The 23,212-nt window shown below is 33.0% G+C and carries 19 protein-coding genes and 2 tRNA genes; 14 read left to right on the plus strand and 7 right to left on the minus strand.

What is annotated here, in order from left to right; genetic code table 11:
• Positions 1–20 precede the first annotated feature (20 nt).
• The 5 genes from mgtE to serS all read right to left on the minus strand — a co-directional run bounded on the left by mgtE (position 21) and on the right by serS (position 5,725).
• Positions 21–1,373, minus strand: coding sequence for a magnesium transporter (gene mgtE / locus GFJ94_RS08640; RefSeq protein WP_153201151.1), 1,353 nt, complete (start codon positions 1,371–1,373; stop codon positions 21–23).
• Entirely contained in the window at positions 1,363–2,142 is a 780-nt protein-coding gene (gene rsmA, locus GFJ94_RS08645) for a 16S rRNA (adenine(1518)-N(6)/adenine(1519)-N(6))-dimethyltransferase RsmA (protein WP_153201152.1), read from the minus strand. Before rsmA ends, mgtE begins: the two co-directional genes overlap by 11 nt.
• Before the next feature lies 1 nt (position 2,143).
• The gene (locus tag GFJ94_RS08650; RefSeq protein ID WP_133608774.1) at positions 2,144–2,470 is read right to left on the minus strand and encodes a DUF4286 family protein; all 327 of its coding nucleotides are present in this window, start codon (positions 2,468–2,470) and stop codon (positions 2,144–2,146) included.
• 127 nt (positions 2,471–2,597) lie between these two features.
• A complete protein-coding gene (locus GFJ94_RS08655) occupies positions 2,598–4,346 on the minus strand; it encodes a tetratricopeptide repeat protein (RefSeq protein WP_370513809.1) in 1,749 nt (582 codons plus the stop codon).
• Between the two features lie 107 nt (positions 4,347–4,453).
• Entirely contained in the window at positions 4,454–5,725 is a 1,272-nt protein-coding gene (gene serS, locus GFJ94_RS08660; RefSeq protein ID WP_153201154.1) for a serine--tRNA ligase, read from the minus strand.
• A gap of 243 nt (positions 5,726–5,968) precedes the next feature.
• On the opposite strand from serS, the gene GFJ94_RS08665 reads away from it, so the two are divergent.
• From GFJ94_RS08665 to GFJ94_RS08685, 5 genes are all read left to right on the plus strand, one after another.
• Positions 5,969–7,897: a M1 family aminopeptidase gene (locus GFJ94_RS08665; RefSeq protein ID WP_153201155.1), complete on the plus strand. Its 1,929-nt coding sequence runs from the start codon at positions 5,969–5,971 to the stop codon at positions 7,895–7,897.
• 70 nt (positions 7,898–7,967) lie between these two features.
• Positions 7,968–9,557, plus strand: a complete 1,590-nt coding sequence (locus GFJ94_RS08670; RefSeq protein WP_153201156.1) for a site-2 protease family protein — start codon at positions 7,968–7,970, stop codon at positions 9,555–9,557.
• A 72-nt stretch (positions 9,558–9,629) separates the two neighbouring features.
• Positions 9,630–9,703: transfer RNA gene (locus GFJ94_RS08675), tRNA-Asn, on the plus strand.
• A 36-nt stretch (positions 9,704–9,739) separates the two neighbouring features.
• Positions 9,740–9,813, plus strand: a tRNA-Asn gene (locus GFJ94_RS08680).
• Between the two features lie 96 nt (positions 9,814–9,909).
• Positions 9,910–10,155, plus strand: coding sequence for a hypothetical protein (locus tag GFJ94_RS08685; protein WP_153201157.1), 246 nt, complete (start codon positions 9,910–9,912; stop codon positions 10,153–10,155).
• Positions 10,156–10,168: 13 nt separating this feature from the next.
• On the opposite strand, the gene GFJ94_RS08690 is transcribed toward GFJ94_RS08685, so the two are convergent.
• Positions 10,169–10,798 carry a 2OG-Fe(II) oxygenase gene (locus GFJ94_RS08690; RefSeq protein WP_238989453.1) on the minus strand — a complete coding sequence of 210 codons (630 nt, stop codon included), beginning with the start codon at positions 10,796–10,798 and terminating at the stop codon, positions 10,169–10,171.
• Between the two features lie 159 nt (positions 10,799–10,957).
• On the opposite strand from GFJ94_RS08690, the gene GFJ94_RS08695 reads away from it, so the two are divergent.
• From GFJ94_RS08695 to GFJ94_RS08715, 5 genes are all read left to right on the plus strand, one after another.
• Positions 10,958–12,247 carry an NAD-dependent succinate-semialdehyde dehydrogenase gene (locus GFJ94_RS08695; protein WP_153201159.1) on the plus strand — a complete coding sequence of 430 codons (1,290 nt, stop codon included), beginning with the start codon at positions 10,958–10,960 and terminating at the stop codon, positions 12,245–12,247.
• A gap of 122 nt (positions 12,248–12,369) precedes the next feature.
• The gene (locus GFJ94_RS08700; protein WP_153201160.1) at positions 12,370–13,704 is read left to right on the plus strand and encodes an ammonium transporter; all 1,335 of its coding nucleotides are present in this window, start codon (positions 12,370–12,372) and stop codon (positions 13,702–13,704) included.
• 44 nt (positions 13,705–13,748) lie between these two features.
• The gene (locus GFJ94_RS08705; RefSeq protein WP_153201161.1) at positions 13,749–14,240 is read left to right on the plus strand and encodes a nuclear transport factor 2 family protein; all 492 of its coding nucleotides are present in this window, start codon (positions 13,749–13,751) and stop codon (positions 14,238–14,240) included.
• Between the two features lie 145 nt (positions 14,241–14,385).
• A complete protein-coding gene (locus GFJ94_RS08710; protein ID WP_153201162.1) occupies positions 14,386–14,823 on the plus strand; it encodes a hypothetical protein in 438 nt (145 codons plus the stop codon).
• An 18-nt stretch (positions 14,824–14,841) separates the two neighbouring features.
• Positions 14,842–15,426 carry a hypothetical protein gene (locus tag GFJ94_RS08715; protein WP_153201163.1) on the plus strand — a complete coding sequence of 195 codons (585 nt, stop codon included), beginning with the start codon at positions 14,842–14,844 and terminating at the stop codon, positions 15,424–15,426.
• Between the two features lie 50 nt (positions 15,427–15,476).
• Here GFJ94_RS08715 and GFJ94_RS08720 read toward each other — a convergent pair whose 3' ends face one another.
• Positions 15,477–16,433: an NAD-dependent epimerase/dehydratase family protein gene (locus GFJ94_RS08720; protein WP_153201164.1), complete on the minus strand. Its 957-nt coding sequence runs from the start codon at positions 16,431–16,433 to the stop codon at positions 15,477–15,479.
• 221 nt (positions 16,434–16,654) lie between these two features.
• Here GFJ94_RS08720 and GFJ94_RS08725 point away from each other — a divergent pair, with 221 nt between their 5' ends.
• The 4 genes from GFJ94_RS08725 to GFJ94_RS08740 all read left to right on the plus strand — a co-directional run bounded on the left by GFJ94_RS08725 (position 16,655) and on the right by GFJ94_RS08740 (position 23,197).
• A complete protein-coding gene (locus tag GFJ94_RS08725; RefSeq protein WP_153201165.1) occupies positions 16,655–17,260 on the plus strand; it encodes a hypothetical protein in 606 nt (201 codons plus the stop codon).
• 3 nt (positions 17,261–17,263) lie between these two features.
• Complete coding sequence (locus GFJ94_RS08730; protein WP_153201166.1) at positions 17,264–19,315, plus strand: T9SS sorting signal type C domain-containing protein; 2,052 nt, start codon at positions 17,264–17,266, stop codon at positions 19,313–19,315.
• Positions 19,316–19,489: 174 nt separating this feature from the next.
• A complete protein-coding gene (gene mfd, locus GFJ94_RS08735; protein ID WP_370513828.1) occupies positions 19,490–22,762 on the plus strand; it encodes a transcription-repair coupling factor in 3,273 nt (1,090 codons plus the stop codon).
• A 210-nt stretch (positions 22,763–22,972) separates the two neighbouring features.
• Positions 22,973–23,197 carry a hypothetical protein gene (locus tag GFJ94_RS08740; RefSeq protein ID WP_153201168.1) on the plus strand — a complete coding sequence of 75 codons (225 nt, stop codon included), beginning with the start codon at positions 22,973–22,975 and terminating at the stop codon, positions 23,195–23,197.
• Positions 23,198–23,212 lie beyond the last annotated feature (15 nt).

Below are 23,212 nucleotides of genomic sequence, written 5' to 3' on the forward strand. Positions count from 1 at the left end.
AGGTTGGGAAGCGAGTGAAATTAAATTCCCAAAATAATCTTAGCAATAGTAAAATAAGTCAAAATTCCTAAGATATCATTACTTGTAGTAATAAACGGACCAGTAGCTAATGCAGGGTCAACTCCGTATTTATTTAAGATAATAGGAATAAAAGTTCCAATTAAGGATGCCATAATGATTACTGAAAGTAAAGCAATAGCAACTGTATATCCTACATGAATTTCATAGCCTAATAAGAAATAACTACCTGCCAATAAGATTACAGAAAGAATGACTCCGTTTAACAAACTCAATGAAAGTTCTTTTAATAATCGCTCTACAACAGGGCCAATAATAGTGTTGTTTGCCAAACCTTGCACAATAATCGCAGAAGATTGAACTCCTACATTTCCTGCCATCGCCGCAATAAGCGGTGTGAAGAAAAATAATTCGGGATGTAAATCCATTACGGGTTCAAAAATCCCTAAAACGTGTACCGAAATAAATCCACCAAATAATGCTAAAACCAACCAAGGCAAACGTGCTTTTGTCAGTTCTAAAATGCTGTCATCGGCTTCAACGTCTTGCGAGATACCCGCTGCTAACTGGTAATCTTTGTCGGCCTCTTCTTTGATGACATCAATAATATCATCAATGGTAATTCGACCAACTAAACGACCTAATTCATCTACAACCGGAATGGCTTCCAAGTCATATTTTTGCATAATACGCGCTACTTCAACATCTTTAGTATCAACTTTTACATAATCCACTTTTTTGATGTAAACTTGGCTGATAGGCGTTTTTGTTGAAGTAGTTAATAAATCTTTTAACGATAAACGACCTTTTAATCGCTCTTCGTCATCAACCACGTATATCGAATGTACTTTTGAAACATTTTCAGCTTGCGCACGCATTTCTTTCACGCAAGTTAAAACATTCCAGTTTTCGTTAACTTTTACTAATTCTTTTCCCATCAAACCACCAGCAGAATCTTCATCGTAACGTAATAAGTCTACAATGTCTTTGGCGTGTTCAACGTCTTCTAATTCCGAAATTACCTGTTCTTTTTTATGTTGAGGTAATTCGGCAATAATGTCGGCAGCGTCATCTGTACTTAATTCGTCAAGCTCTTCTGCAATTTCTTTTGGAGATAAATTGCGTAAGATTTTTTCACGAACTTCTTCATCTAATTCGAGAAGAATTTCCGCTGTTTTTTCAGAATCTAAGGTGTTAAAAATATAACCAGCGCCGTAATCATCGAGTTCTTCCATGATTTCGGCAATATCAGCAAAGTGAATATCTTCAAGAAGCAAAAGTAATTCTTGCGACTTGTTTTCGCTTATAAGTTGTTCTATTTCAGATAGAAACTCTCTGCTGATTTTAAACTCCATCGGCTGTTATTTTTTGGGTAATTTCTATAAATTGTTCCACCGTTAGTTGTTCTGGGCGGAGGTCAAAGATAGTGTCTAATTTTAAATTATCAGAAAAATTGAACGTTTTTAAGCTATTTCGTAACGTTTTTCTTCTTTGTTGGAAAGCCGTTTTTACCACTCTAAAGAATAATTTTTCATCACATGGTAATGAGTAATCTGCTTTTCTTCTTAATCGTAACACACCAGAATCTACTTTTGGTGGTGGATTAAAAACATTAGGCGGAACCGTAAACAAGTATTCTGCCTCATAAAAAGCTTGGGTTAAAACCGATAAAATTCCGTAGACTTTACTTCCTTTTTTCTCGCAAATTCGTTGGGCAACTTCTTTCTGAAACATACCCGCAAATTCCGGAATTTGATCGCGCATTTCCAAGGTTTTGAACACAATTTGGGTTGAAATATTGTAAGGAAAATTTCCAATAATTGCAAAAGGTTCGTTATTAAAAACCTCGTTTAAATTGTATTTTAAAAAGTCTTTCGAAATAATATGATTTTCCAATTTTGGAAAGTGAACACCCAAATATTCAACGGATTCTTTATCGATTTCAATTACAAAGGTTTCGGTTGGTTTGTCTAATAAATATTTGGTTAAAACACCCATTCCTGGACCAATTTCCAAAATTTTTGAATAGCCTTCCAGCGAAAGTGTATCTGCAATATCTTTTGCGATACTTTCATCTTTTAGGAAATGTTGTCCTAAGTGTTTTTTTGCGCTTACTTTTTCCATTTTAATTTGTTTCTCCGTAGAATTCGCCCATTACTTCTAACTCGGTTCTGAAAGCTAGCATTTTATCTGCAAAAAGGTGTAAACCTTCTTGGCGTAATCTTGGTGCGTGATTTTGGTAATAATCTTCTAACTTTGCTCTCGAATCGGTGAAATATTGAACAGCATAAGTTGTGCCTCCCATTTCTTCTTCTACCACTACTCGAACCATTTTAGCATTGGTAAATAAACCTGTTGCTAAAACATCGTTAATATGTTTGTTTTGCATCCATTTTAACCAATCGTGGTGAATGCTTTCGTCTACGTTTACGGTTACGTTATATATAATCATTTTTAATAAATTTCAATTTCAAGTACAATTTCAAAAATCAATTTTGGAACACATATTTAAGAAATTGGAATAATCGAAAAAATCTTTGTGTGCCTTGTGCTTTCTTTGTGTACTTTGTGGTTAAATCCTATATCGTAGCATCACCTCGCAATGTTCGATATTGCTTTCTGCTTTCTGTATAATATAAACTATCCGGATGCTCTAAAACCATTTTTTCATACAAAGGTTTTGCTTTTTCGTTATCCAAAAGATATTTTCTATAAATTTCGGCCGAATAAAATAAGGCTTCATCAATATAAATTCCTTCTTTATGATTATCTAAAATATTTTGATAATAGTTTAATGCTTTTAAATAATCTTTCTTTTGATAATAGATATCGGCTATTTTTAATAAGGTTTCATCTTCAATGCTTTCACCTTTGTGTTTTTCTAAAATGGCTAAAAATGATTGAAGCGCTTCTTCATTTTTCTTTTGGTACAATTGTAAATCTGCTTTTGCGTAAGCTTGTAATGCCACGCGTAAACTGTCTTCAACAGAGTTGTCTTGAATAAGTAAAAACAGTTCAACAGCATCATTTGCAATTAGCAAACTTGATGATTGTTTGAGGTTTTTTACTTGTTGTAAAGTCCAATCAAAATCTTTTTTATAGAAGTTGGTTTTGGCTAATTTTAGGCTGGCTTCGTGTGCTAAAACATCGTTTTTTAAGTTGTCTTCTACTTGTGCATAATACAAAATGGCTTGATTGAATTTTTCATCATACACCATAATATCAGCCAATTCCATTTTAACTTTCGATTGATTTCGCAAGTTTAATGGCAATTTTAATATGTTTTGTAAAAGTTCAATTCCTAATTTTGATTGGTTCAGATAAAATGTTTTGAAATGAGCCGAAAGAATTTGCAAGTCTAATGAATATGGACTAATACCGTATTTTTTTAATAATTCTTGAAGTTTCAAATCGATAGCAGGATACTCTTTTTGCGAAGCTGACTCAATTTCCATCGAAAGTAAAAAATGATGCGCTTTCATTTGTAAATCCAAATCCTGAGTGTTTTCCAAAACAAATTCTAAAATAAGTTTTGCATCATCAAATTGTTTTTCTTCCATTGCCATACTTCCTAAAGTAACAATGTTATAAAAGCTTTCCGGATTTCTCTTGTAAACCGCTTTCTCTTGAATAAACGCTTTTCCGTATTCTTTTTGTTGAACAAAAAACCAACTCAAAAATTGGTTCCAATACACATCTTGCGACTTCTGTGTTCTTAGTAATAAGTTTTTTCGAATAGTTGCTGCGAAAGAACCATCAGAATCATCCATTAAAAAACGAGTCAATTGATTTTGAACCATTGGAGTTCCATCTTGAGTATTGAATCCGTAATCCAACAATTTATTCAGCATCACTTCTAAATTACCTAATTGTCCTTGAACCATGGCAATTTGGTAATCGAAATTTAGATTTGGGTTTTTCTTTTGAGCAGTTTCATACGCTTTTAATGCCCAACTCAATAATACTTTTTTCTCGAAAGAATTTGCGATTTGGTAGGCGTAATTCGGCTCTTTTTCAACTTCTTGAATGGCTAATTCGTAATTTTTATCCGCTTTTTCGGTGTTTTTTTGAAGTTGGTAATTGTAACCCAATTCAACATACAACAAAGGTTGGTTGTATTTGTCTTTTCGTTTGGTAATAGCGGTTTCCGCTTTATCGTATTGTTGCAATTGTTGGTAGCAATCGATTACTCTTTGAAAAAAGAAATAATTCGAAGGTTGTTTTGTTGAAATTTCCTCAAATAAAGTCAGTGCTTTTTGAAATTCGCCTTTTTCAAAATAGTCCATAGCCAATTGTTCATTCTGTGCCGAAACCCAAAATGATGACAAAAAAAGTATGAAAAAAGCAATTTTTTGCAACATAAATAAAATAAATAATGTACTAAAGTAACACTTTTTAGTGTCAAATTAGTACATTATTTTATAAAGATTAACGTTTAGTTAATAATGTCAAATCCAGTGTATTTTCTTAAAACTTCAGGAACTACGATACCTTCAGGCGTTTGGTGGTTTTCTAAAATTCCAGCTAATACTCTTGGTAGCGCTAATGAACTTCCGTTCAACGTGTGTGCTAATTGGTTTTTACCTTCTTTGTCTTTGAAACGTAATTTTAAACGATTTGCCTGGAACGTTTCAAAATTAGAAACAGAACTAATCTCTAACCAACGTTCTTGAGCTGTTGAATATACTTCAAAATCATACGTTAGAGCCGAAGCAAAACTCATGTCGCCACCACATAATCTCAAAATACGGTAAGGCAATTTTAATTCTTGCAAGATTTCTTTCACGTGTTCTACCATGCCATCTAACGCTTTGTATGAATTATCTGGATGTTCAATGCGAACGATTTCTACTTTGTCAAATTGGTGTAAACGATTTAATCCACGAACGTGTGCGCCATATGAACCTGCTTCACGACGGAAACATGGTGTGTATCCTGTACAAAGTACTGGTAAATCATTTTCGTTTAATAAAACATCTCTAAAAATATTGGTTACTGGAACTTCAGCTGTTGGAATTAAATATAAATCATCAACTCCAACGTGATACATTTGTCCTTCTTTGTCAGGTAATTGACCTGTTCCAAAACCAGAAGCTTCGTTTACTAAGTGCGGCACTTGGTATTCTAAGTAACCCGCATCAGTATTTTTATCTAAGAAATAAGTGATTAACGCGCGTTGTAATTTAGCACCTTTTCCTTTGTAAACTGGGAAACCTGCACCTGTGATTTTAACACCTAATTCAAAATCAATTAAATCGTATTTTTTTGCTAATTCCCAGTGAGGTAAAGCGCCTTCGTGTAATTTAGGAATGTCGCCTTCTTGAAAAACGTTTAGGTTTTCTTCAGGAGTTTTCCCTTCTGGAACGATGTCAGCTGGTAAATTAGGTAATTTGTATAATTCTTCTTGTAATTTAGCGGCAAAAGCATTCAATACTTCAGTAAGCTCTTTGTCTTTTTCACGAAGTTGAACCGATTTTTCTTTTAAGATTTCAGCTTTCGCTTTTTCGCCACTTTTCATTAAATCGCCAATATCTTTGGATAGCTTATTCGACTCGGATTTGATAGTATCTAATTCTGCCTGAGTTGCTCTTCTTTTTTCGTCTAATGCAATAACTTCTTCAATTGCAATTTTAGCATCTAAGTTTTTCTTAGCTAATCGTTTTACTACTTCGTCTTTGTTTTCTCTAATGTACGCTATCTGTAACATAATATATAGGATTTTAAGGTTGCAAATTTAAGAAATTGGATTTAGATAATGAGTAAAAATAGTAACAGCTTGTGTGTTTTTATGAATTGAGTAAATTCTCACACAAACCTTTCTAAAAATAAAGATATTATTGTATATTCGCTTAATTTTTATGTAAATTGATAATTTTAAGCTTAATTGTGTTGGGTTTTAATAAAATTAAATTACTAGAAGTTGCCCTTAAAATCTTATAACCTACAAAAAATGAAAAAAATTACCTTAAGTCTCTTAATCTTATTTGGTGTTATTGGTTTTGCCCAAACTGATAATAACGAATTTGAAAGAATGGTGGAAGCAGAGATGAAATCGGCTTCTTCAATTCAAAATCTCAGAGTAAATCCGAATACCCTTAATTATGATGTTACTTATCATGAGTTGCGTTTTACTGTTAATCCTGATAATACAACTCCCTATATTAATGGTGTTGTGAAAACTACTTTTACAGCATTAGCAGATATGAATGTTGTAACTTTTGATATGGCAACCGCTCTAGTGGTGAGTTCGGTAACAATGAACAGTACAAGTCTTACTTTTAGCCAAAGTAATTACGAGTTAAACATTAATTTACCATCGACATTAATAACTGGAAATAGTGCTACTGTGGAAATTACTTACGCAGGTTCGCCACCACAAGCAGAAGGCGGTTTCACGAGAAGTACTCATAGTGGAACACCTGTTATTTTTACACTTTCGGAACCTTTTGGAGCAAGAGATTGGTGGCCGTGTAAACAGGATTTGAATGATAAAATTGGAAGTTTTGACATGTATATTACTTGCCCAGATACCTACATTGGGGTTTCAAATGGTTTGTTGCAGAGTTCTGTAACTTCGGGAGGAAATACTACTCGTCATTTTAGACATAACTATCCAATTCCTGCTTATTTAATTTCGTTAAATGTTACGAATTATACTACGTATAACATTCAGGCAGGTTTAGGAACTACAGAAAGCCCGTTTTTTCCAATAAATAATTACTTGTATCCAGAGAGTAACACAGCAACAAACAGAACTGCTATTGATGTTACTGTTCCAATTATGAATGTTTTTGAAGAAAAATTCGGACCTTATCCTTATAGAAATGAACAGTACGGACATGTACAGTTTGGTTGGGGTGGAGGAATGGAACATGCAACAATGTCTTCCATGAACAGTTGGGGTAGAAGTTTAATTGCACATGAATTAGGTCACCAATGGTTTGGAAATAAAGTTACTTGTGGTTCTTGGAAAGATATTTGGTTGAACGAAGGTTTAACAGAATACACTGCGGGTATAATGGTTGAAGAATTAGATGGAGTTCCAACCTTTGTGTCTTGGAAAACTAGTAAGATTAATAACATTACCTCTCAAACAGGAGGTGCGGTTTATTTGACAGATTCAGAGGCATTGAACGTTGGTCGTATTTTTAGTAGTAGATTATCTTACAATAAAGGATCTATGGTAACCCATATGATACGTTGGGTTATGGGTGATGCTAATTTTTTTCAAGCTTTACGTAATTATTTGACAGATTCAAATTTATCTTACGGATATGCGGTTACAAATGATTTAAAAGGGCATTTAGAAGCGCTTCATGGAAGTAGTTTGTCTGAGTTTTTTAATGATTGGGTTTATATGCAAGGATATCCAACTTATACTGTAACTGCTCAAAATTGGGGAGCTGGTCAAGCTAAAATAACGGTAAGTCAAACACAATCTCATCCATCTGTTACTTTTTTTGAAATGCCTTTAGAAATTAGATTGACTAGTTCTGGAGGTGTAAATCATGATGTAGTAATTAATAATACAACAAACAATCAGGAATTTGTCGTTCCGGTTCCGTTTGTGGTAGCTGGAGTAACATTTGACCCAAATAAACATATTATTTCAAGAGATAATGTTGTCACCTTGTCAAATGCTGCTTTTGAATTAGAACAAACAATTTCAGTTTACCCAAATCCTGCAAATGATGAATTGCATATCATGATGCCAACGACTACTCAATTAGAAAAAGTTGAAATTTACAATACGTTAGGACAACTATTAGCAACACATCAAACAGCTGATTTTAGAATTGACAACTTAAGTTCGGGAATGCATGTGATGAAAATTACTACTTCGGAGGGTGCAATTCATAAAAATTTTATAAAAAAATAGTTCCAAAATAAAATAATGATGAAAAGTAAGGTGAAAACCTTACTTTTGTCGTTTAAATAAAAGCGTAAAAATGATTCAAGTAGCACAAATATTATTCATATTATCAGTTTTAGTAATCCTTCACGAATTTGGTCACTACATTACAGCCAAGATGTTTAAGGTACGAGTAGAGAAATTTTACTTGTTTATGGATGCTGGGTTTTCTTTAGTAAAAAAGAAAATTGGAGATACCGAATGGGGAATCGGATGGTTGCCATTAGGAGGTTATGTAAAACTTTCAGGAATGATAGATGAAAGTATGGATACTGAGCAAATGAACGAGGAAGCTCAACCTTGGGAATTCCGATCTAAACCAGCTTGGCAACGTTTAATTATTATGTTAGGTGGGATTATTGTGAATTTCATTTTAGCAATAGTTATTTACACTATAACTTTTTCAACTACTGGACAAAAAACTATTTCAGTTGATAAAATTCAGCAAAATGGTTTAGCATTTGGTGAAGTGGGTCACAAAGTAGGATTTAAAAGCGGAGATAAAATTATCGCGGTTGATGGAGAAAAATATCATGATTTTAAATTTGTCTCAATGGCTGTTTTGTTCGGAGATAAAGTCGAAATTGAACGAAATGGAAAATCAATTGAATTACAACTTACCGATGAGCAAAAAGGTGAAATAATTAAAAAAGAAGGAAAAGGATTTGCTGGAGCAAGATTTTCTGTAAATAATTTTTTTATTGATTCTGTTGGGAAAAACAGCAATGGTATCCTGCCTTTTGATCAAATAGTTGGAATTAATGATAAAAAAATCACTTATATAGATGAATTTTTTGATGTAGCAAGAAATAAAAAATTGGATTCATTAAAGTTTTTATTAATAAGAGATAATCAAGAGATAATTGTAAAGACTAAAATTGATTCAACAGGTAAAAGCGGCTTGTCACTTAAAAGTTTAAAATTAATTCAGAATTTTAATTTTGATAATGCAATTGTTGGTGAAATTGTAAAAGATTCTGAAGGTGAAAAAGCAGGAATAGAACTGGGAGATAGAATACTTAAAGTGAATAATAATAAAGTTTCCAATTACAAAGATTTTAAAAAACAACTATCACTTATTAATCCTAGTGATTTATTAAAATTAACTATCGAGAGAGAAAATAATGTTATTGAATTAAATAGTAAACTTAATAAAAAAGGCAAAATAGGTTTAGGATTTAAAGACACTAAAGAGAGCGAATATATTGTAAGAAATAAAATGCCATTTGGAAATTCTATTCAAGAAGCTTTTTCTCAAACTTGGAATATGTTTGTTTACAATATAAATTCATTAAAACTTATTTTAAGACCTAAAACTGGTGCTTACACACAAGTGCAAAGTCCAATTGGAATTGCACGTCGTTTACCAGATACTTGGAATTGGGAATTTATTTGGGAATTTACCGCAATGTTTTCAATAGGTTTGGCTTTCATGAATTTATTGCCAATTCCTGGATTAGATGGTGGACATGCATTATTTACAATAGTTGAAATGATCACCGGTAAGAAATTATCAGACAAAGCGGCAGGACATGTTCAAACCTTTGGAATGATTATCTTGTTGACCTTAATGGCTTTAACTTTCGGAAAAGATATTTATCAATTAGTGGTAGATAAACTTTTGTAATTTTTTCAATAAAATAATTTGCGATAACAAAAAATCAGTTTATATTTGCACTCGCTTAAAAGATATACAACTTCCTCCTTAGCTCAGTTGGTTAGAGCATCTGACTGTTAATCAGAGGGTCCTTGGTTCGAGCCCAAGAGGGGGAGCAAACTTTTAAGCACAATATAAACCTTTGAGGTGATTCCTCCTTAGCTCAGTTGGTTAGAGCATCTGACTGTTAATCAGAGGGTCCTTGGTTCGAGCCCAAGAGGGGGAGCTTAAAAAAAAGCATTTACGATAAGTAAGTGCTTTTTTTATTTCAATTGTAACAAATTCATAATATTTCTATCTAATTAATAAAAATAGAAACATTATGAATACTCCATTTAACAAATTTCTTTACTTGGGATTTTTATTTTTAGGTTTATTCCAAGCATTTTTCACAAAAGATTATATGCAGTCAGCAGCTTCTCTTGGTATCGCTTTAGCTTTTGATCCTTTTAACACAGAACAAAAATGGAACGATAGACCAAAATGGCAAAAAGCCGTTTTAATTATTCACCTCGCTTTAGTAGCAGCTATGTTTGGTTTTGGAATAGGTTTAAACGACAAGGATTAATTTATGGAGATTTTTAATATCTTCTTAACCATCCTGTAACACCTAACCTTGGTTTATGAGTTTCCAAAACTTCATGAACCAATTCATTACTCTTAAAAAAAACCGTTTTTCTGTTTGTTGGAGTCACTTTTTGGGCCACATCACCATCATAAATACATAATTCACCACCATCTTCAGGTTGCCAATTTTCGTTTAAATAGGTTATCATCGAAAACTGTCGGCTTGAATTATCTTGAAATTGATCTAAATGTTTTCTATAAAAACTGCCTTTATCAAACAACGCAAAATGAAATTCATAGCCCGTAATTCCGGTATAACAACTGCGGTTCAAATACGAAACAAAAGCATCTACTTGGTCTAAAAAAGCATTTTCATGTTCGTTATTGTTCGCTCGGTCTAACCAATAAATCGCATCGCTTCGTATTGCCGAATTTTGAGTCAATTTTGCGGCATTTCCTATCCCGGCAGCTTTTAGTAAATTTTGTTCTTTCAGTTCAAACAATCTATTTATCAAGTGTTGCGCTAATTCTTCCGATACAAAATGTTCCACAATGCCCACTTTCGAATCCAAATAACTCGAAATTAAGGTTTCAAAACAATCTTCCATTTTATTTAAGTTGTAAATACCATACAAAGATATCATTTCCTTTTTTAATTTGGGCGTTCCCACAAGGGTCGGGCTGTTCGCTGCAATCTTTATTTATAAAATTTGAAAATTTTACAAATAAAGGATTTCCTCTTCCATCCCTAACGCGAACCTCGTTTTCAATTAAAATTAGTATTTTTACAAAAACCTTTCAGCATGCAAAATCTTTTAAAAATTTCAGAAAATACGCAGCTTTCTTGGCGTAATTTAAGTATTCAAAAACGAATTTCTTTTCTACCTCAATTAGCTCAACTACTTTTAGAAAACAAAGAAGAATACGCAACTTGCATTACCACCGAAATGCATAAACCCATTTCGCAAGCCATCGCTGAAGTTGAAAAATGCGCTCTTTTATGCAATTACTATTACGAAAATGCTGAAACCTTTTTAGCTACAAAAAACATAAAAATCGATGCTTCAGAAAGTTTTGTCACCTACGAACCTTTAGGTGTAATTTTAGGTGTAATGCCATGGAATTTTCCGTTTTGGCAAGTATTCCGATTTGCGGTTCCAACAATTATTTCTGGAAATACCGTTGTAGTAAAACATGCGAGTAATGTACCAAAATCTGCCAATTTAATTCAAGAAATATTTGTACAAGCTGGCTTTCCAAAAGGTTGTTATCAAGATTTACCAATTCCAAGTAGCGAAGTAGCTAAAGTTATCGCTAATCCAATTATTAAAGCAGTTTCCTTAACAGGAAGCGAGCAAGCCGGAATCGCAGTCGCCACCGAAGCTGGAAAACACTTAAAAAAGTGCGTTTTAGAATTGGGCGGAAGCAATGCCTTCATCATTTTAGAAGACGCTAATTTAGAAAAAGCAGTAGCAACAGCCGTCAATGCTCGAATGCAAAATGCAGGTCAAAGTTGTATTGCAGCTAAGCGATTTTTAGTTCACGAAAACATTGCAGAAGAGTTTGTGGTAAAATTCAAAGTTGCCATTCAAAACTTAAAAACCGGAAATCCGTTTGATAAAGAAACTCAAATTGGTTCGTTAGCACGAGTTGATTTAGCCGAAGAATTAGATGTCCAAGTTCGAAAATCCATTCAAATGGGAGCCAAATTAATCATTGGAGGAAACAGAAAAGATGCTTTTTATGAACCTACAATATTAACGAATGTTTCTACAAAAATGCCAGTTTTCAATGAAGAAACGTTCGGACCAGTTGCTTCCGTCATAACTTTCAACACCACTGAAGAAGCAATTGAATTAAGTAATCAATCGGAATTTGGTTTAGGAGTTTCCATTTTTACTCAAGATATTGATTTCATCAAAACTAAGATTTCAGCATTTAACGAAGGTGCTGTTTTTATTAACGAAATGGTAAAATCTGACCCAAGATTACCATTCGGTGGTATCAAAAAATCGGGTTATGGAAGAGAATTAGCTGAAGACGGCATTAAGGAATTTGTAAATGTAAAAACAGTTGTAATTAATAAAATTTAATTTTATGTTTTTTAAGGCTAAACCTTAATTTTATTACATATTAATCATACATCCCCTATATTTTTATAAAAATGTTTTTTATTTAATACTTTTTTTTAAATTTACCCCTTAAAATTTAGGGTATGAAAGTTAAAAAAAGATGGCTGGTTTCTTTTGTGATTATTGCGATTATATCAATTGTAAGTTTGTTTTGGGAAAATAAAAACCAATTGCAATCACAATTTTCTTCTGTTGAAGCAATAAATTTTGCCGATGTTGCTTGGTTATTGACATCATCGTCATTTGTATTATTAATGACGCCAGGATTGTCTTTTTTCTATGGTGGAATGGTGGGGAAGAAAAATGTTATTTCTACAATGTTGCAAAGTTTTATTTCACTTGGAGTGGTAAGTATACTTTGGGTAGTCGTTGGATTTAGCCTTTCCTTTGGAGAAAGTTTAGGTTTTGAAATTGGAGGAAAGCACTATGGTATAATTGGAAATCCATTTGATTTTATGTTTTTTGATAATGTAGGTACAATACCTCATAAACAACTGGCTGGTACAATTCCTTTCGTCTTGTTTGCCTTATTTCAAATGAAATTTGCAGTAATTACTCCGGCCATTATTACAGGTTCATTTGCAGAAAGAGTTCGTTTCATAGGTTATTTGTTTTTCATATGCTTATTCACTTTGTTTATTTATACTCCATTATGTCATATGGTATGGCATCCAAATGGTTTGTTAGGAGCTTATTTTGGGGTTAAAGATTTTGCTGGAGGTACAGTAGTGCACATGAGTGCAGGTTTTGCTGCATTGGCGGGTGTTTTAGTACTTGGAAAACGTAAAAATAGCGAGCATATTCCAACAAATATTCCATTTGTTTTACTGGGAACAGGAATGTTGTGGTTTGGTTGGTTTGGCTTTAACGCTGGTTCAACATTTGCAGCAAACGGAACAGCAGCCATGGCATTTGCTACAACAACCGTAGCTTCAGCATCTGCAATGTTAACATGGGTGTTTTTTGACAGAATTAATGGAAGAAAAGCTTCGGCTCTTGGCGCTTGTATTGGTGCGGTAGTTGGATTAGTAGCAATAACTCCAGCAGCAGGATTTGTTTCGATTCCAAAAAGTATATTCTTTGGATTCATTACGGCTATTGTTTCAAACAAAATGTTGTATTGGAATAAGCTGAAACAAATTGATGATACACTTGATGTATTTGCCTGTCATGGTGTAGGCGGAATTATGGGAATGATTCTTACTGCAATTTTTGCTGAAGGTCAAAACGCTAGTTTGTTACATGGAGGTTGGTCTGTTTTTGGTCATCATATGATGGCTTTAGTTTTAGTTGCCTTCTTTACTTTTTTTGGATCTATTTTATTATATAAAATAGTAAACTGGTTTATTCCTTTACGTGTTTCTGAAGAATCAGAGCAAATAGGGTTGGATTTAACACAACATAACGAAAAATTTTAAAGAGAAATGTTATTTTTGATATTGATAATTTTAAACAATCAATAATGAAACTTTATTATTTTGTTTTTTTAGTAATAGTTAGTTGTGCATCCCATCAAACTAATGGTGTTCAAAAAGAAACTGTTAACACTCTTTTAGATAATTGGCATAAAGCGGCTGCAGAAGCAAATTTTAATAATTATTTTGATGTAATGTCTAGTGAGTCTATTTTCATTGGTACAGATGCGAATGAAAATTGGAATAAAAAAGAGTTTCAAGCTTTTGCAAAACCCTATTTTGATAAAGGGAAAGCATGGAATTTTACAGCTATTGAACGTAATATTTATTTTAGTTCTGATGGTAAAACAGCTTGGTTTGACGAATTGTTAAATACACAAATGAAAATATGCAGAGGTTCTGGAGTTGTAATACAAGAAAATGGACAATGGAAAGTTAAACATTATGTGCTTTCGATGACCGTGCCAAATGATAATGTAGACGAAGTGGTCAAAATAAAATCAATAATAGAAGATAAAATTCTTTCTGTAAAGCAGTAAGAATTATTAAAAATAGTATTCAATCCCAAGATAATTTGTCTTGGGATTTTTTATGTCCAAATGTTAAAAATTCATTTTTTTTCTGTTTGAGAAAACCAAGGTGATGTAGTTCTCGTAAATGCAACTAAACAAAATCTCAAACAAAATGAAAATTAATAAAAAAGTCAAAATTGCGGTAGGAAGTATTTTTCTTATTTTTTTTCTACTTTTTTTAGTCTTAGTGGTTCATATTGCTACTGCTAAACCAGTATATATTGATAATGCATCACTTCAAATAAGTAGAATTGATTTTAAAGAACCATTAGATTCACTTAAGGCAAAAGAGATTCATCGGAATTTAAAGAAAATACCAGGTGTAAAAACAGATAGAATTAATATTGAAACTGGTGCTTTGGTTTTTTTTCATGATATAAAAATTGCCGATTCCAAAACTATTTATGATAAATTAATGACAATGGGCAATTATAAAGCTGAACGCTATATTGTTTCAAATGAACTTGCTTCAAAAAAAGTATGTCCAGTTATGAACGAAGACAGTTTTAGTTATAAGTTTTCAAGAGGCATTCAACGAATTTTTAATTAATTTCCAAATACTATTACTATGAAAAATTTTTCAAAATTAGCCTTATTGGATTTGTTTATTGCATCGGGAGCATTTGTAACTTCATGTAACGATGACAATGATGATAGAGTTGCAGAACCAGCATCTTTGTATGCTAAATTAGGAGGAACAACAATGGTAGCTGATCCAAACAATCCTAGTCAAATGATTGAGCAAGGGCGTTTAAGTTATCGTTCGGTTGTAGATTCTACAATTACTTTAATTGTGTCTGATGTTTTAGATGGATCTGAAGGTAATTTAGGAGAACATTTTGCACCAGTTCTTTCAGAAGCATTGAGTGGCAATTCAACAAATGTAGCTATTTTAAGTAAAAATCTTACCGATTTCTTTTCAGCAAATACAGGAGGTGGCGCTACAAATACCTATACAGGTTTAAGAATGGGAGCAGCGCATGATCCAGCTCAAAACCCTAGAATGGGTAAAAAAGCTAACGATGCAGATTATGATAAATTTATTGGATATGTAGGCACAGCAGCCGGATTAAATGGGGTAACAGACCCTGAATTAATTGGAGAGGTTGTTGCTGTATTAGAATCATTGAGAGCTCCTATCGTTCAGGAGTAAGTTTGTTTTTTGTTTTAATGGAAAACGCCCCGAGAAATCGAGGCGTTTTTTTATTTATTATAAATGTGTTCTTTTAAATTTTTGAACATATCTACTGTCATATTTTCTAAATCGAAATCGTTTTTCCAACCCCAATCTACTCTTGCTGAAGTATCATCTATACTTGCTGGCCAACTATCCGCAATTTTCTGACGGAAATCAGGTTCGTAACGTAACTCGAAATTAGGATAGTGTTTTTTAATTTCATCCCCTATTTGTTTTGGTGTAAAACTCATCGCAGCTAAATTATAAGATGAACGAATTTTAATTTGTTCCGCTGGAGCTTGCATAATTGCTATAGTAGCTTTGATTGCATCATCCATGTACATCATTGGTAATTCTGAATTTTCAGATAAAAAACTAGTGAATTTTCCATCAATAATGGCTTTGTGATAAATGTCTACTGCGTAATCTGTTGTTCCGCCGCCTGCTTCGGTACTCCAACTAATTAAACCAGGATAACGAATACTTCTTACATCAACTCCATATTGATTATGATAATATTCACACCATCTTTCACCAGTTTGTTTTGATATTCCATAAACTGTTGATGGTTCCATTATAGTGTATTGAGGCGTGTTTTTTCTTGGAGTAGTTGGTCCAAAAACCGCTATACTCGATGGCCAAAATATCTTTTTAATTTTCCCTGCTTTGGCTAAATTTAAAACATGAAATAACGAATTCATATTCAAATCCCAAGCAAAAGCCGGATTTTTCTCAGCAGTAGCAGAAAGTAAAGCTGCCATTAAATAAACATCAGTTATTTGATATTGTTCAATTAAATGCTCAATTTGATTGTAATCTAAAGCATTAACAACTTCAAAAATGCCATTGTTTACTACATCGTTGTTTAATTTTCGTATATCAGATGCAATTACATTATTAACGCCATAAGTAGTTCTAAGTTTAGCTGTAAGTTCGGTGCCAATTTGACCACATGCACCTATGATTAAAATTTTTGTTTCCATTTGGTTGTGTAATAGTGGTAACAAATATAATATTTAGTAGTAATTTTTTTGACGAAATTTTGTGAAATTTTTACAAAATATAGGCTTATTTTAGATATTTAATAAATTAACAACTTTATAATGATTATTCTTAATTGATTAACTAAAAGTGTGTTAAGATTTTATAAGAAAAAACAGTTAGTTAATTAAACATTTGTACCTTTGTATATTAAATTTATATAATGAAAGTTTGTATTTATACTCTATTATTTATAGTATTTACACTATTTGCTTGTGAAACTGAAAATCAACAATTAGAAGCTCAAAAAGTAGCTCAAAGGAATGAGGCAGTTTTTAAGAATATTTCTAAAATGTGGCAGTTTCATTTTCCAAGCCCTAGACCAGAAGTTAATGCTACTTTGAATAAATGGAATGAATGGAGACAGTTTGAAATTGAAATGTTACAGAAACCTCAGTCTACATTAACTGCTTTTCAAATGAAGGCGAAGAATTTGTCTTCGAAAGCAGATACATTGGCTTTATCAATTCCAATCGAATATAATAAGCCACAAATATTAAGTAGAATAACAACGCTGAATACGAAATTAAAATCGTTAGAGACATTTATAAATTTAAGGGTAATTCCCGAACAAAGAATTGCAAAACTAATTCCCGAAATTAATGAAGAAATTAAGGGATTGTATAACCAATGGGATGAAATTATTATTAAGAAAGCCATTCCAAAAGAAATTGGTGAAGAATTAATGTTACAAGCATTAGATACAACTAGAAACGCAAAAGGCGTTAACTTTGATGAATTAGAAAAGAAAGAAATTAAAAAAAATTAAGCTATGAAATTAAAATTACTTTTAAGTTTTATTTTGTTTAACAGTCTAGTTGTTGGACAAAATATAATGACTAATCTTTCCGATTGGACAGCAGGTGGAAATGTTACAACTTTAGCTGTTAATGCTGGAGTTTTAGAAATTACCCCTAATGGTGGGAATTTCCCAACAATAAATTATCCAATATCAGTTGATGGAATGACTTATAAATACGTGAGGGTATTAGTAAGAAATAGCTCATCTTATGATCAAATTAGATTTAGAGATGCAACTCCTACTGCTATTGCAACTCCTACTTCATCAATTTTATTTGGACAATCTGTCGCTGACGGATTTACCAATTACTATATTGATTTAACGGCTTTTGCTGCTTGGAGTGATCCTTCTGAAACACAAGGACAAATTCGTTTTTCATCAACTACAACTGGAAACACTAGTTTAATAGAAATTAAAGAAATTGAATTTTTTGGAGATTCAGCAGTTACAGTTTGGAATGGGTCAACTTGGTCAAATGGAACTCCAGACGCTACTAAAACAGCAATTATAGCTTCAGGAACCTTAAATCTTACAGCTAACACTAATATGTATAGAGCAGTTGTTTATAATGGCTCTAATTTAATAGTTACTTCCGGAAATACATTAACTTTAGAAAAAGAACTATCGTGTATTGGAACAGGTTCAGCTGCATTTAGAGTTAATTCTAGTTTACTTCAAAATGACGTAAATGTAGTTAATACTGCAATTACGTATAGAAGGAATAGTACCATGAAACAATTTGACTATACCTATTGGTCATCTCCTGTTAAAAATCAAGTATTAAATTTATTTTCTCCTTTAACATTAGGGGACAAATTTTTTAGTTTTAACGCAGATCCAGTAGTAAATAATTGGGTATTAGAAAATCAAAATAACGTTATGGATTCGGGTTATGGATATGCTATTAGAGCTCCACAAGGTTATACTACTACACCTCAAACATTTAGTGGAGATTTTATTGGTGTTCCAAATAATGGAGATGTCACTGTAAATGTTTATGCAACTACTGTTGGTAATTATAATCTATTAGGAAATCCATACCCTTCAGCAATTAGAGTGTCAAATTTGATAGCTGGCTCTTCAATAACAACGGTCTATTATTGGACACATATAACAGCCGTAACTTCAAATCTCTATACTGCTAATGATTATGCGGTTAGAACAAGTGTTGCTGGAACCGCAGCTATTTCTGGCGGATCTGCACCTTCAAACAATATGGCAGCGGGTCAAGGTTTTTTTGCAACAAGTACCGCAACCGGCCCTGTAACTTTTACAAATGCAATGAGAGTCCTAGGAAGTAATGCAGGATTTTTTAGAAATGAAAATGATGTTAACGCTGAGGAAGACGATAATTTACTACGCTTAGATGTTACAAATACTGATGGAGCATTTAAACAACAAGTTATTTTGTATTTGTCTTCTGCAACTAATGGATATGATTCTGGTATGGATGGAGATCAATTAGATGGGCAATTTGTGAGTTTTTATTCAATTATCCCGGGTCATAATTTAGCTATTCAAGCTAAGGCATTACCTTGGGAAGTTACAGATGTTGTCCCTCTTGGATTCAAATCTACAATTGCTGCAATTACGAGTTTCGATATAACAATTTCAGAATTAGGAATATTTTTTGATGATAAAGATGTTTTTCTTGAAGATAAAGTAACAAATACATTTCATAATTTAAAGGTGAGTCCTTATACTTTTACAAGTGATGCTGGAATTTTTAATAATCGTTTTGTAATTCATTATCAAGATATTTCACTATCAAATGATGATTTCGCTGGAATTGAAAATTCGGTATATGTTTTCAAAGAGAATAACCAACCAAAAGTCGTTTCAACAAAGTCAAATATTGCAAGTGTAATGGTTTATGATACACTAGGAAGAATTGTGTTTTCAAAAGATAAAGTCAACGCTTCAGAAGTTGTTCTTTCAGATTTAATAGCCAACAATCAAGCATTAATCATAAAAACAACATTAGAAAATAACGTTACGGTTGCTAAGAAATTCATTTTTTAACAAACGTTTCTATAATATAACCACTACTTTTCTATTGAAAACGTAGTGGTTTTTTTATTTTTGTAGTCAATTAAAAAATTCATTTTGAGCAAGTCCGACATTATATCCATTTACGATAAGTCACCAAAGATTGCCGTTTTAGAAAGTACATTCGCAGCGCGCCAAAAGTCTCAGATGACGGGTTTGGTTGGCTCGTCGTTGTCTTTTGTGGCACATTCGTTGTTTAAAAAATCCGAACTTCCTTTCCTGATTTTATTCAGCAATAAAGAAGAAGCGGCGTATTATTTAAACGATTTGGAGCAATTAATTAATGTAGAAGATGTACTTTTTTACCCAAGTTCGTACCGAAGACCGTATCAAATTGAAGAAACCGATAATGCCAATGTTCTTTTACGAGCTGAGGTGCTAAATCGAATCAATTCACGAAAAAAACCAGCAATAATTGTTTCGTATGCTGAAGCCATTTTTGAAAAAGTGGTTACCCGAAAAGAATTAGAGAAAAATACGTTGAAATTATCCGTGGAAGACAAATTGTCCATTGATTTTATCAACGAAACCTTGTTTGAGTACAATTTCAAACGCGTAGATTTTGTTACCGAACCAGGCGAATTTTCCGTTCGTGGTGGAATCATCGATGTGTTTTCATTTTCCAATGATAATCCGTACCGAATTGAATTTTTTGGTAACGAAATTGATAGTATTCGAAGTTTTGATGTTGAAACACAATTATCGATTGAAAAACTGAAAAAGATATCGATTATCCCAAATATTGAAAATAAATTACTAGATTCCTTCGGAATGACAAGAGAGGATTTCTTAGATTTCATCAACGAAAAAACGGTTTTAATTATTCAAAATACCGAATTATTAGGACAACAATTGGATAAATTATTCGACAAAGCCAATGAAGCTTTCGAAAAATTATCTAAGGATATTCAACATGCACCGCCAGAAGAATTATTCTTGAGTCAAAAGCAGTTTTTAAAACGTGCGCTTGATTTTTCTGTGATTGAATTGCATGCTAACGCTGTTTTTAAAACAGACAAAAAAGTCGAATTTCATATTCAACCGCAACCTTCTTTCAATAAACAATTCGATTTGTTGTTGAATAATTTGAGCGAGAATCATTTCAACGGGTACAAAAATTATTTGTGTTGTTCTAATGACAATCAGGCGAGTCGTTTTCATGATATTTTTGAAGATATTGATGAAGCCAATCACGAAAGCATTCGTAAGCAATATAAAACCATGGTATTGCCTTTGTTTGAAGGTTTTATCGATGAAGAAAATCAAATTGCGTGTTATACCGATCATCAAATTTTTGAGCGTTACCATAAGTTTTCCATCAAAAATGGTTATTCAAAAAAGCAAACCATTACGTTAAAAGAACTGACTTCTTTGTCGGTGGGCGATTATGTAACACACATCGATCACGGAATTGGAAAGTTTGGTGGTTTACAGAAAATTCAGGTCGAAGGCAAAACGCAAGAAGCCATAAAATTGGTCTATGCCGATAACGATATTGTGTATGTGAGCATTCATTCGCTACACAAAATCTCAAAATACAATGGGAAAGATGGTGCACCACCTAAGATTTACAAATTAGGAAGCAACGCTTGGAAAACCCTAAAACAAAAAACAAAAGCACGTGTAAAACACATTGCGTTCAACTTAATTCAGTTGTATGCGAAGCGAAGATTAGACAAAGGTTTTCAGTTTTCACCCGATAGTTATTTGCAAAAAGAATTAGAAAGTTCGTTCATTTACGAAGATACGCCCGACCAAATTACCGCAACAGCCGATGTAAAAGCCGATATGGAAAATGAACGTCCGATGGACCGATTAGTCTGTGGTGATGTTGGTTTCGGAAAGACTGAAGTTGCGATTCGTGCAGCTTTTAAAGCCGTGGATAACGGAAAGCAAGTCGCCGTTTTAGTGCCAACAACTATTTTAGCGTATCAACATTACCGAACATTTTCGGAACGTTTGAAAGATATGCCGGTTACCGTAAGTTATGTGAACCGATTTAGAACGGCGAAACAAAAAGCCGATACGCTTCAAAAATTGCAAGAAGGAAAAGTGGATATTTTGATTGGAACACATCAATTAGTGAATAAAAATGTAGTGTTTAAAGATTTAGGTTTGTTGATTATCGACGAAGAACAAAAGTTCGGAGTAAATGTAAAAGACAAATTAAAAACTATCGCTACTAATGTCGATACCTTGACGTTAACTGCCACTCCGATTCCGAGAACGTTGCAGTTTTCGTTGATGGCGGCTCGAGATTTATCAGTAATTACAACGCCTCCACCAAATCGTTATCCAATTGAAACGCACGTGATTCGTTTTAACGAAGAAGCCATTCGTGATGCGATTTCGTATGAAATTCAGCGTGGTGGTCAAGTGTTTTTCATCAATAACCGAATTGAAAACATCAAAGAAGTAGCCGGAATGATTCAGCGCTTGGTGCCAGGAGCAAAAGTGGGTATCGGTCACGGTCAAATGGATGGAAAAAAATTAGAAGAATTGATGTTGGCTTTCATGGAAGGCGAATTTGACGTTTTGGTCGCAACCACCATTATCGAAAGCGGTTTAGATGTACCAAATGCGAACACGATTTTCATCAATAACGCCAATAATTTCGGATTGTCTGATTTGCACCAAATGCGTGGTCGAGTGGGAAGAAGTAATAAAAAAGCGTTTTGTTATTTCATTACGCCACCGTATTCGATGATGACGGGTGAAGCGCAAAAGCGTATTACAGCTTTGGAACAATTTAGCGAATTAGGAAGTGGTTTCAATATTGCGATGAAGGATTTGGAAATTCGTGGTGCGGGCGATTTATTAGGTGGTGAACAAAGTGGTTTTATCAATGAAATTGGCTTTGATACCTACCAAAAAATCATGAACGAAGCCATTGACGAACTGAAAGAAAACGAATTCAAAGATTTGTACCAAGAGGAAAACGACATCGAAACCAAAGAATTTGTCAAGGACATTCAAATTGATACCGATTTTGAATTGCTGTTCCCAGATGAATACATCAACAACATTACCGAACGTTTGAATTTATACAACGAGTTGAGCCAAATTAAAGACGAAGCTACGTTGCAACAATTTGAACAAAAATTAATTGACCGCTTTGGCGTCTTACCAAAACCAGCAATTGCCTTACTAAATAGCGTGCGCATCAAATGGAAAGCCACCGCCATGGGAATTGAACGTTTGATGATGAAACAAGGCAAAATGATTGGTTATTTCATTGGCGACCAACAAAGTGATTTCTACCAAAGTAATCGTTTTATGAAAGTGCTACAATTTGCCCAACGCAACGGTAATGTTTGTAAAATAAAAGAAAAAGAAACCAAAAACGGCTTACGTTTATTGCTGACTTTTGATAACGTGAAATCAGTGAACAAGGCGTTGGAGTTGTTGGAGGGGATTTAGTGGTTGAGTCTTCTGAACTTGTTTCAGAATCTAAAGAAATGTTTAAATGATTTATTTAGTTTGATTGATGGAGATTGTGGGTATTGAATGAAATTCCATGCTATCGAAAAAAATTAGTTGGCAATTTTTAAGTTTGTAAATTCAAAAGTTACATTTGATAGTTGAATCAAGCTTTATTTTCTATATTTGTTACAATTAAAATTTAGAAAAATGAAAAAATTCTTAATATTTACTTTGTTATTTTCTTTACAATTATATTCTCAAGATTGTAAAATTAAAGTAGAAAAAGATGCTTTTAATAAGACAATTAAAAGTAAAATAATTCAAAATAATTTATCAGCGGGCTTGTCATGCGACTTTTATAAACTTGAAAAAAGTGATGAAAAAACCTATTATTTAAGTTTTTTTCTAAATAATATAACTTCAAATGTTTAACTGAAAAATCAAAAG

The sequence above is a fragment of the Flavobacterium sp. LMO8 genome (genome assembly GCF_009495755.1).
Classification (GTDB): Bacteria; Bacteroidota; Bacteroidia; order Flavobacteriales; family Flavobacteriaceae; genus Flavobacterium.

Excerpts from the sequence above, each read along its gene's own strand:
- GFJ94_RS08730 (WP_153201166.1), top strand. The coding sequence starts at position 17,264 with ATGAAATTAAAATTACTTTTAAGTTTTATTTTGTTTAACAGTCTAGTT.
- GFJ94_RS08725 (WP_153201165.1), top strand. The coding sequence starts at position 16,655 with ATGAAAGTTTGTATTTATACTCTATTATTTATAGTATTTACACTATTT.
- GFJ94_RS08690 (WP_238989453.1), bottom strand. The coding sequence starts at position 10,798 with ATGATATCTTTGTATGGTATTTACAACTTAAATAAAATGGAAGATTGT.
- GFJ94_RS08720 (WP_153201164.1), bottom strand. The coding sequence starts at position 16,433 with ATGGAAACAAAAATTTTAATCATAGGTGCATGTGGTCAAATTGGCACC.
- rsmA (WP_153201152.1), bottom strand. The coding sequence starts at position 2,142 with ATGGAAAAAGTAAGCGCAAAAAAACACTTAGGACAACATTTCCTAAAA.
- mfd (WP_370513828.1), top strand. The coding sequence starts at position 19,490 with ATGACGGGTTTGGTTGGCTCGTCGTTGTCTTTTGTGGCACATTCGTTG.
- mgtE (WP_153201151.1), bottom strand. The coding sequence starts at position 1,373 with ATGGAGTTTAAAATCAGCAGAGAGTTTCTATCTGAAATAGAACAACTT.
- GFJ94_RS08650 (WP_133608774.1), bottom strand. The coding sequence starts at position 2,470 with ATGATTATATATAACGTAACCGTAAACGTAGACGAAAGCATTCACCAC.
- GFJ94_RS08695 (WP_153201159.1), top strand. The coding sequence starts at position 10,958 with ATGCAAAATCTTTTAAAAATTTCAGAAAATACGCAGCTTTCTTGGCGT.
- GFJ94_RS08665 (WP_153201155.1), top strand. The coding sequence starts at position 5,969 with ATGAAAAAAATTACCTTAAGTCTCTTAATCTTATTTGGTGTTATTGGT.
- GFJ94_RS08710 (WP_153201162.1), top strand. The coding sequence starts at position 14,386 with ATGAAAATTAATAAAAAAGTCAAAATTGCGGTAGGAAGTATTTTTCTT.
- GFJ94_RS08705 (WP_153201161.1), top strand. The coding sequence starts at position 13,749 with ATGAAACTTTATTATTTTGTTTTTTTAGTAATAGTTAGTTGTGCATCC.
- GFJ94_RS08700 (WP_153201160.1), top strand. The coding sequence starts at position 12,370 with ATGAAAGTTAAAAAAAGATGGCTGGTTTCTTTTGTGATTATTGCGATT.
- GFJ94_RS08740 (WP_153201168.1), top strand. The coding sequence starts at position 22,973 with ATGAAAAAATTCTTAATATTTACTTTGTTATTTTCTTTACAATTATAT.
- GFJ94_RS08685 (WP_153201157.1), top strand. The coding sequence starts at position 9,910 with ATGAATACTCCATTTAACAAATTTCTTTACTTGGGATTTTTATTTTTA.
- serS (WP_153201154.1), bottom strand. The coding sequence starts at position 5,725 with ATGTTACAGATAGCGTACATTAGAGAAAACAAAGACGAAGTAGTAAAA.
- GFJ94_RS08715 (WP_153201163.1), top strand. The coding sequence starts at position 14,842 with ATGAAAAATTTTTCAAAATTAGCCTTATTGGATTTGTTTATTGCATCG.
- GFJ94_RS08670 (WP_153201156.1), top strand. The coding sequence starts at position 7,968 with ATGATTCAAGTAGCACAAATATTATTCATATTATCAGTTTTAGTAATC.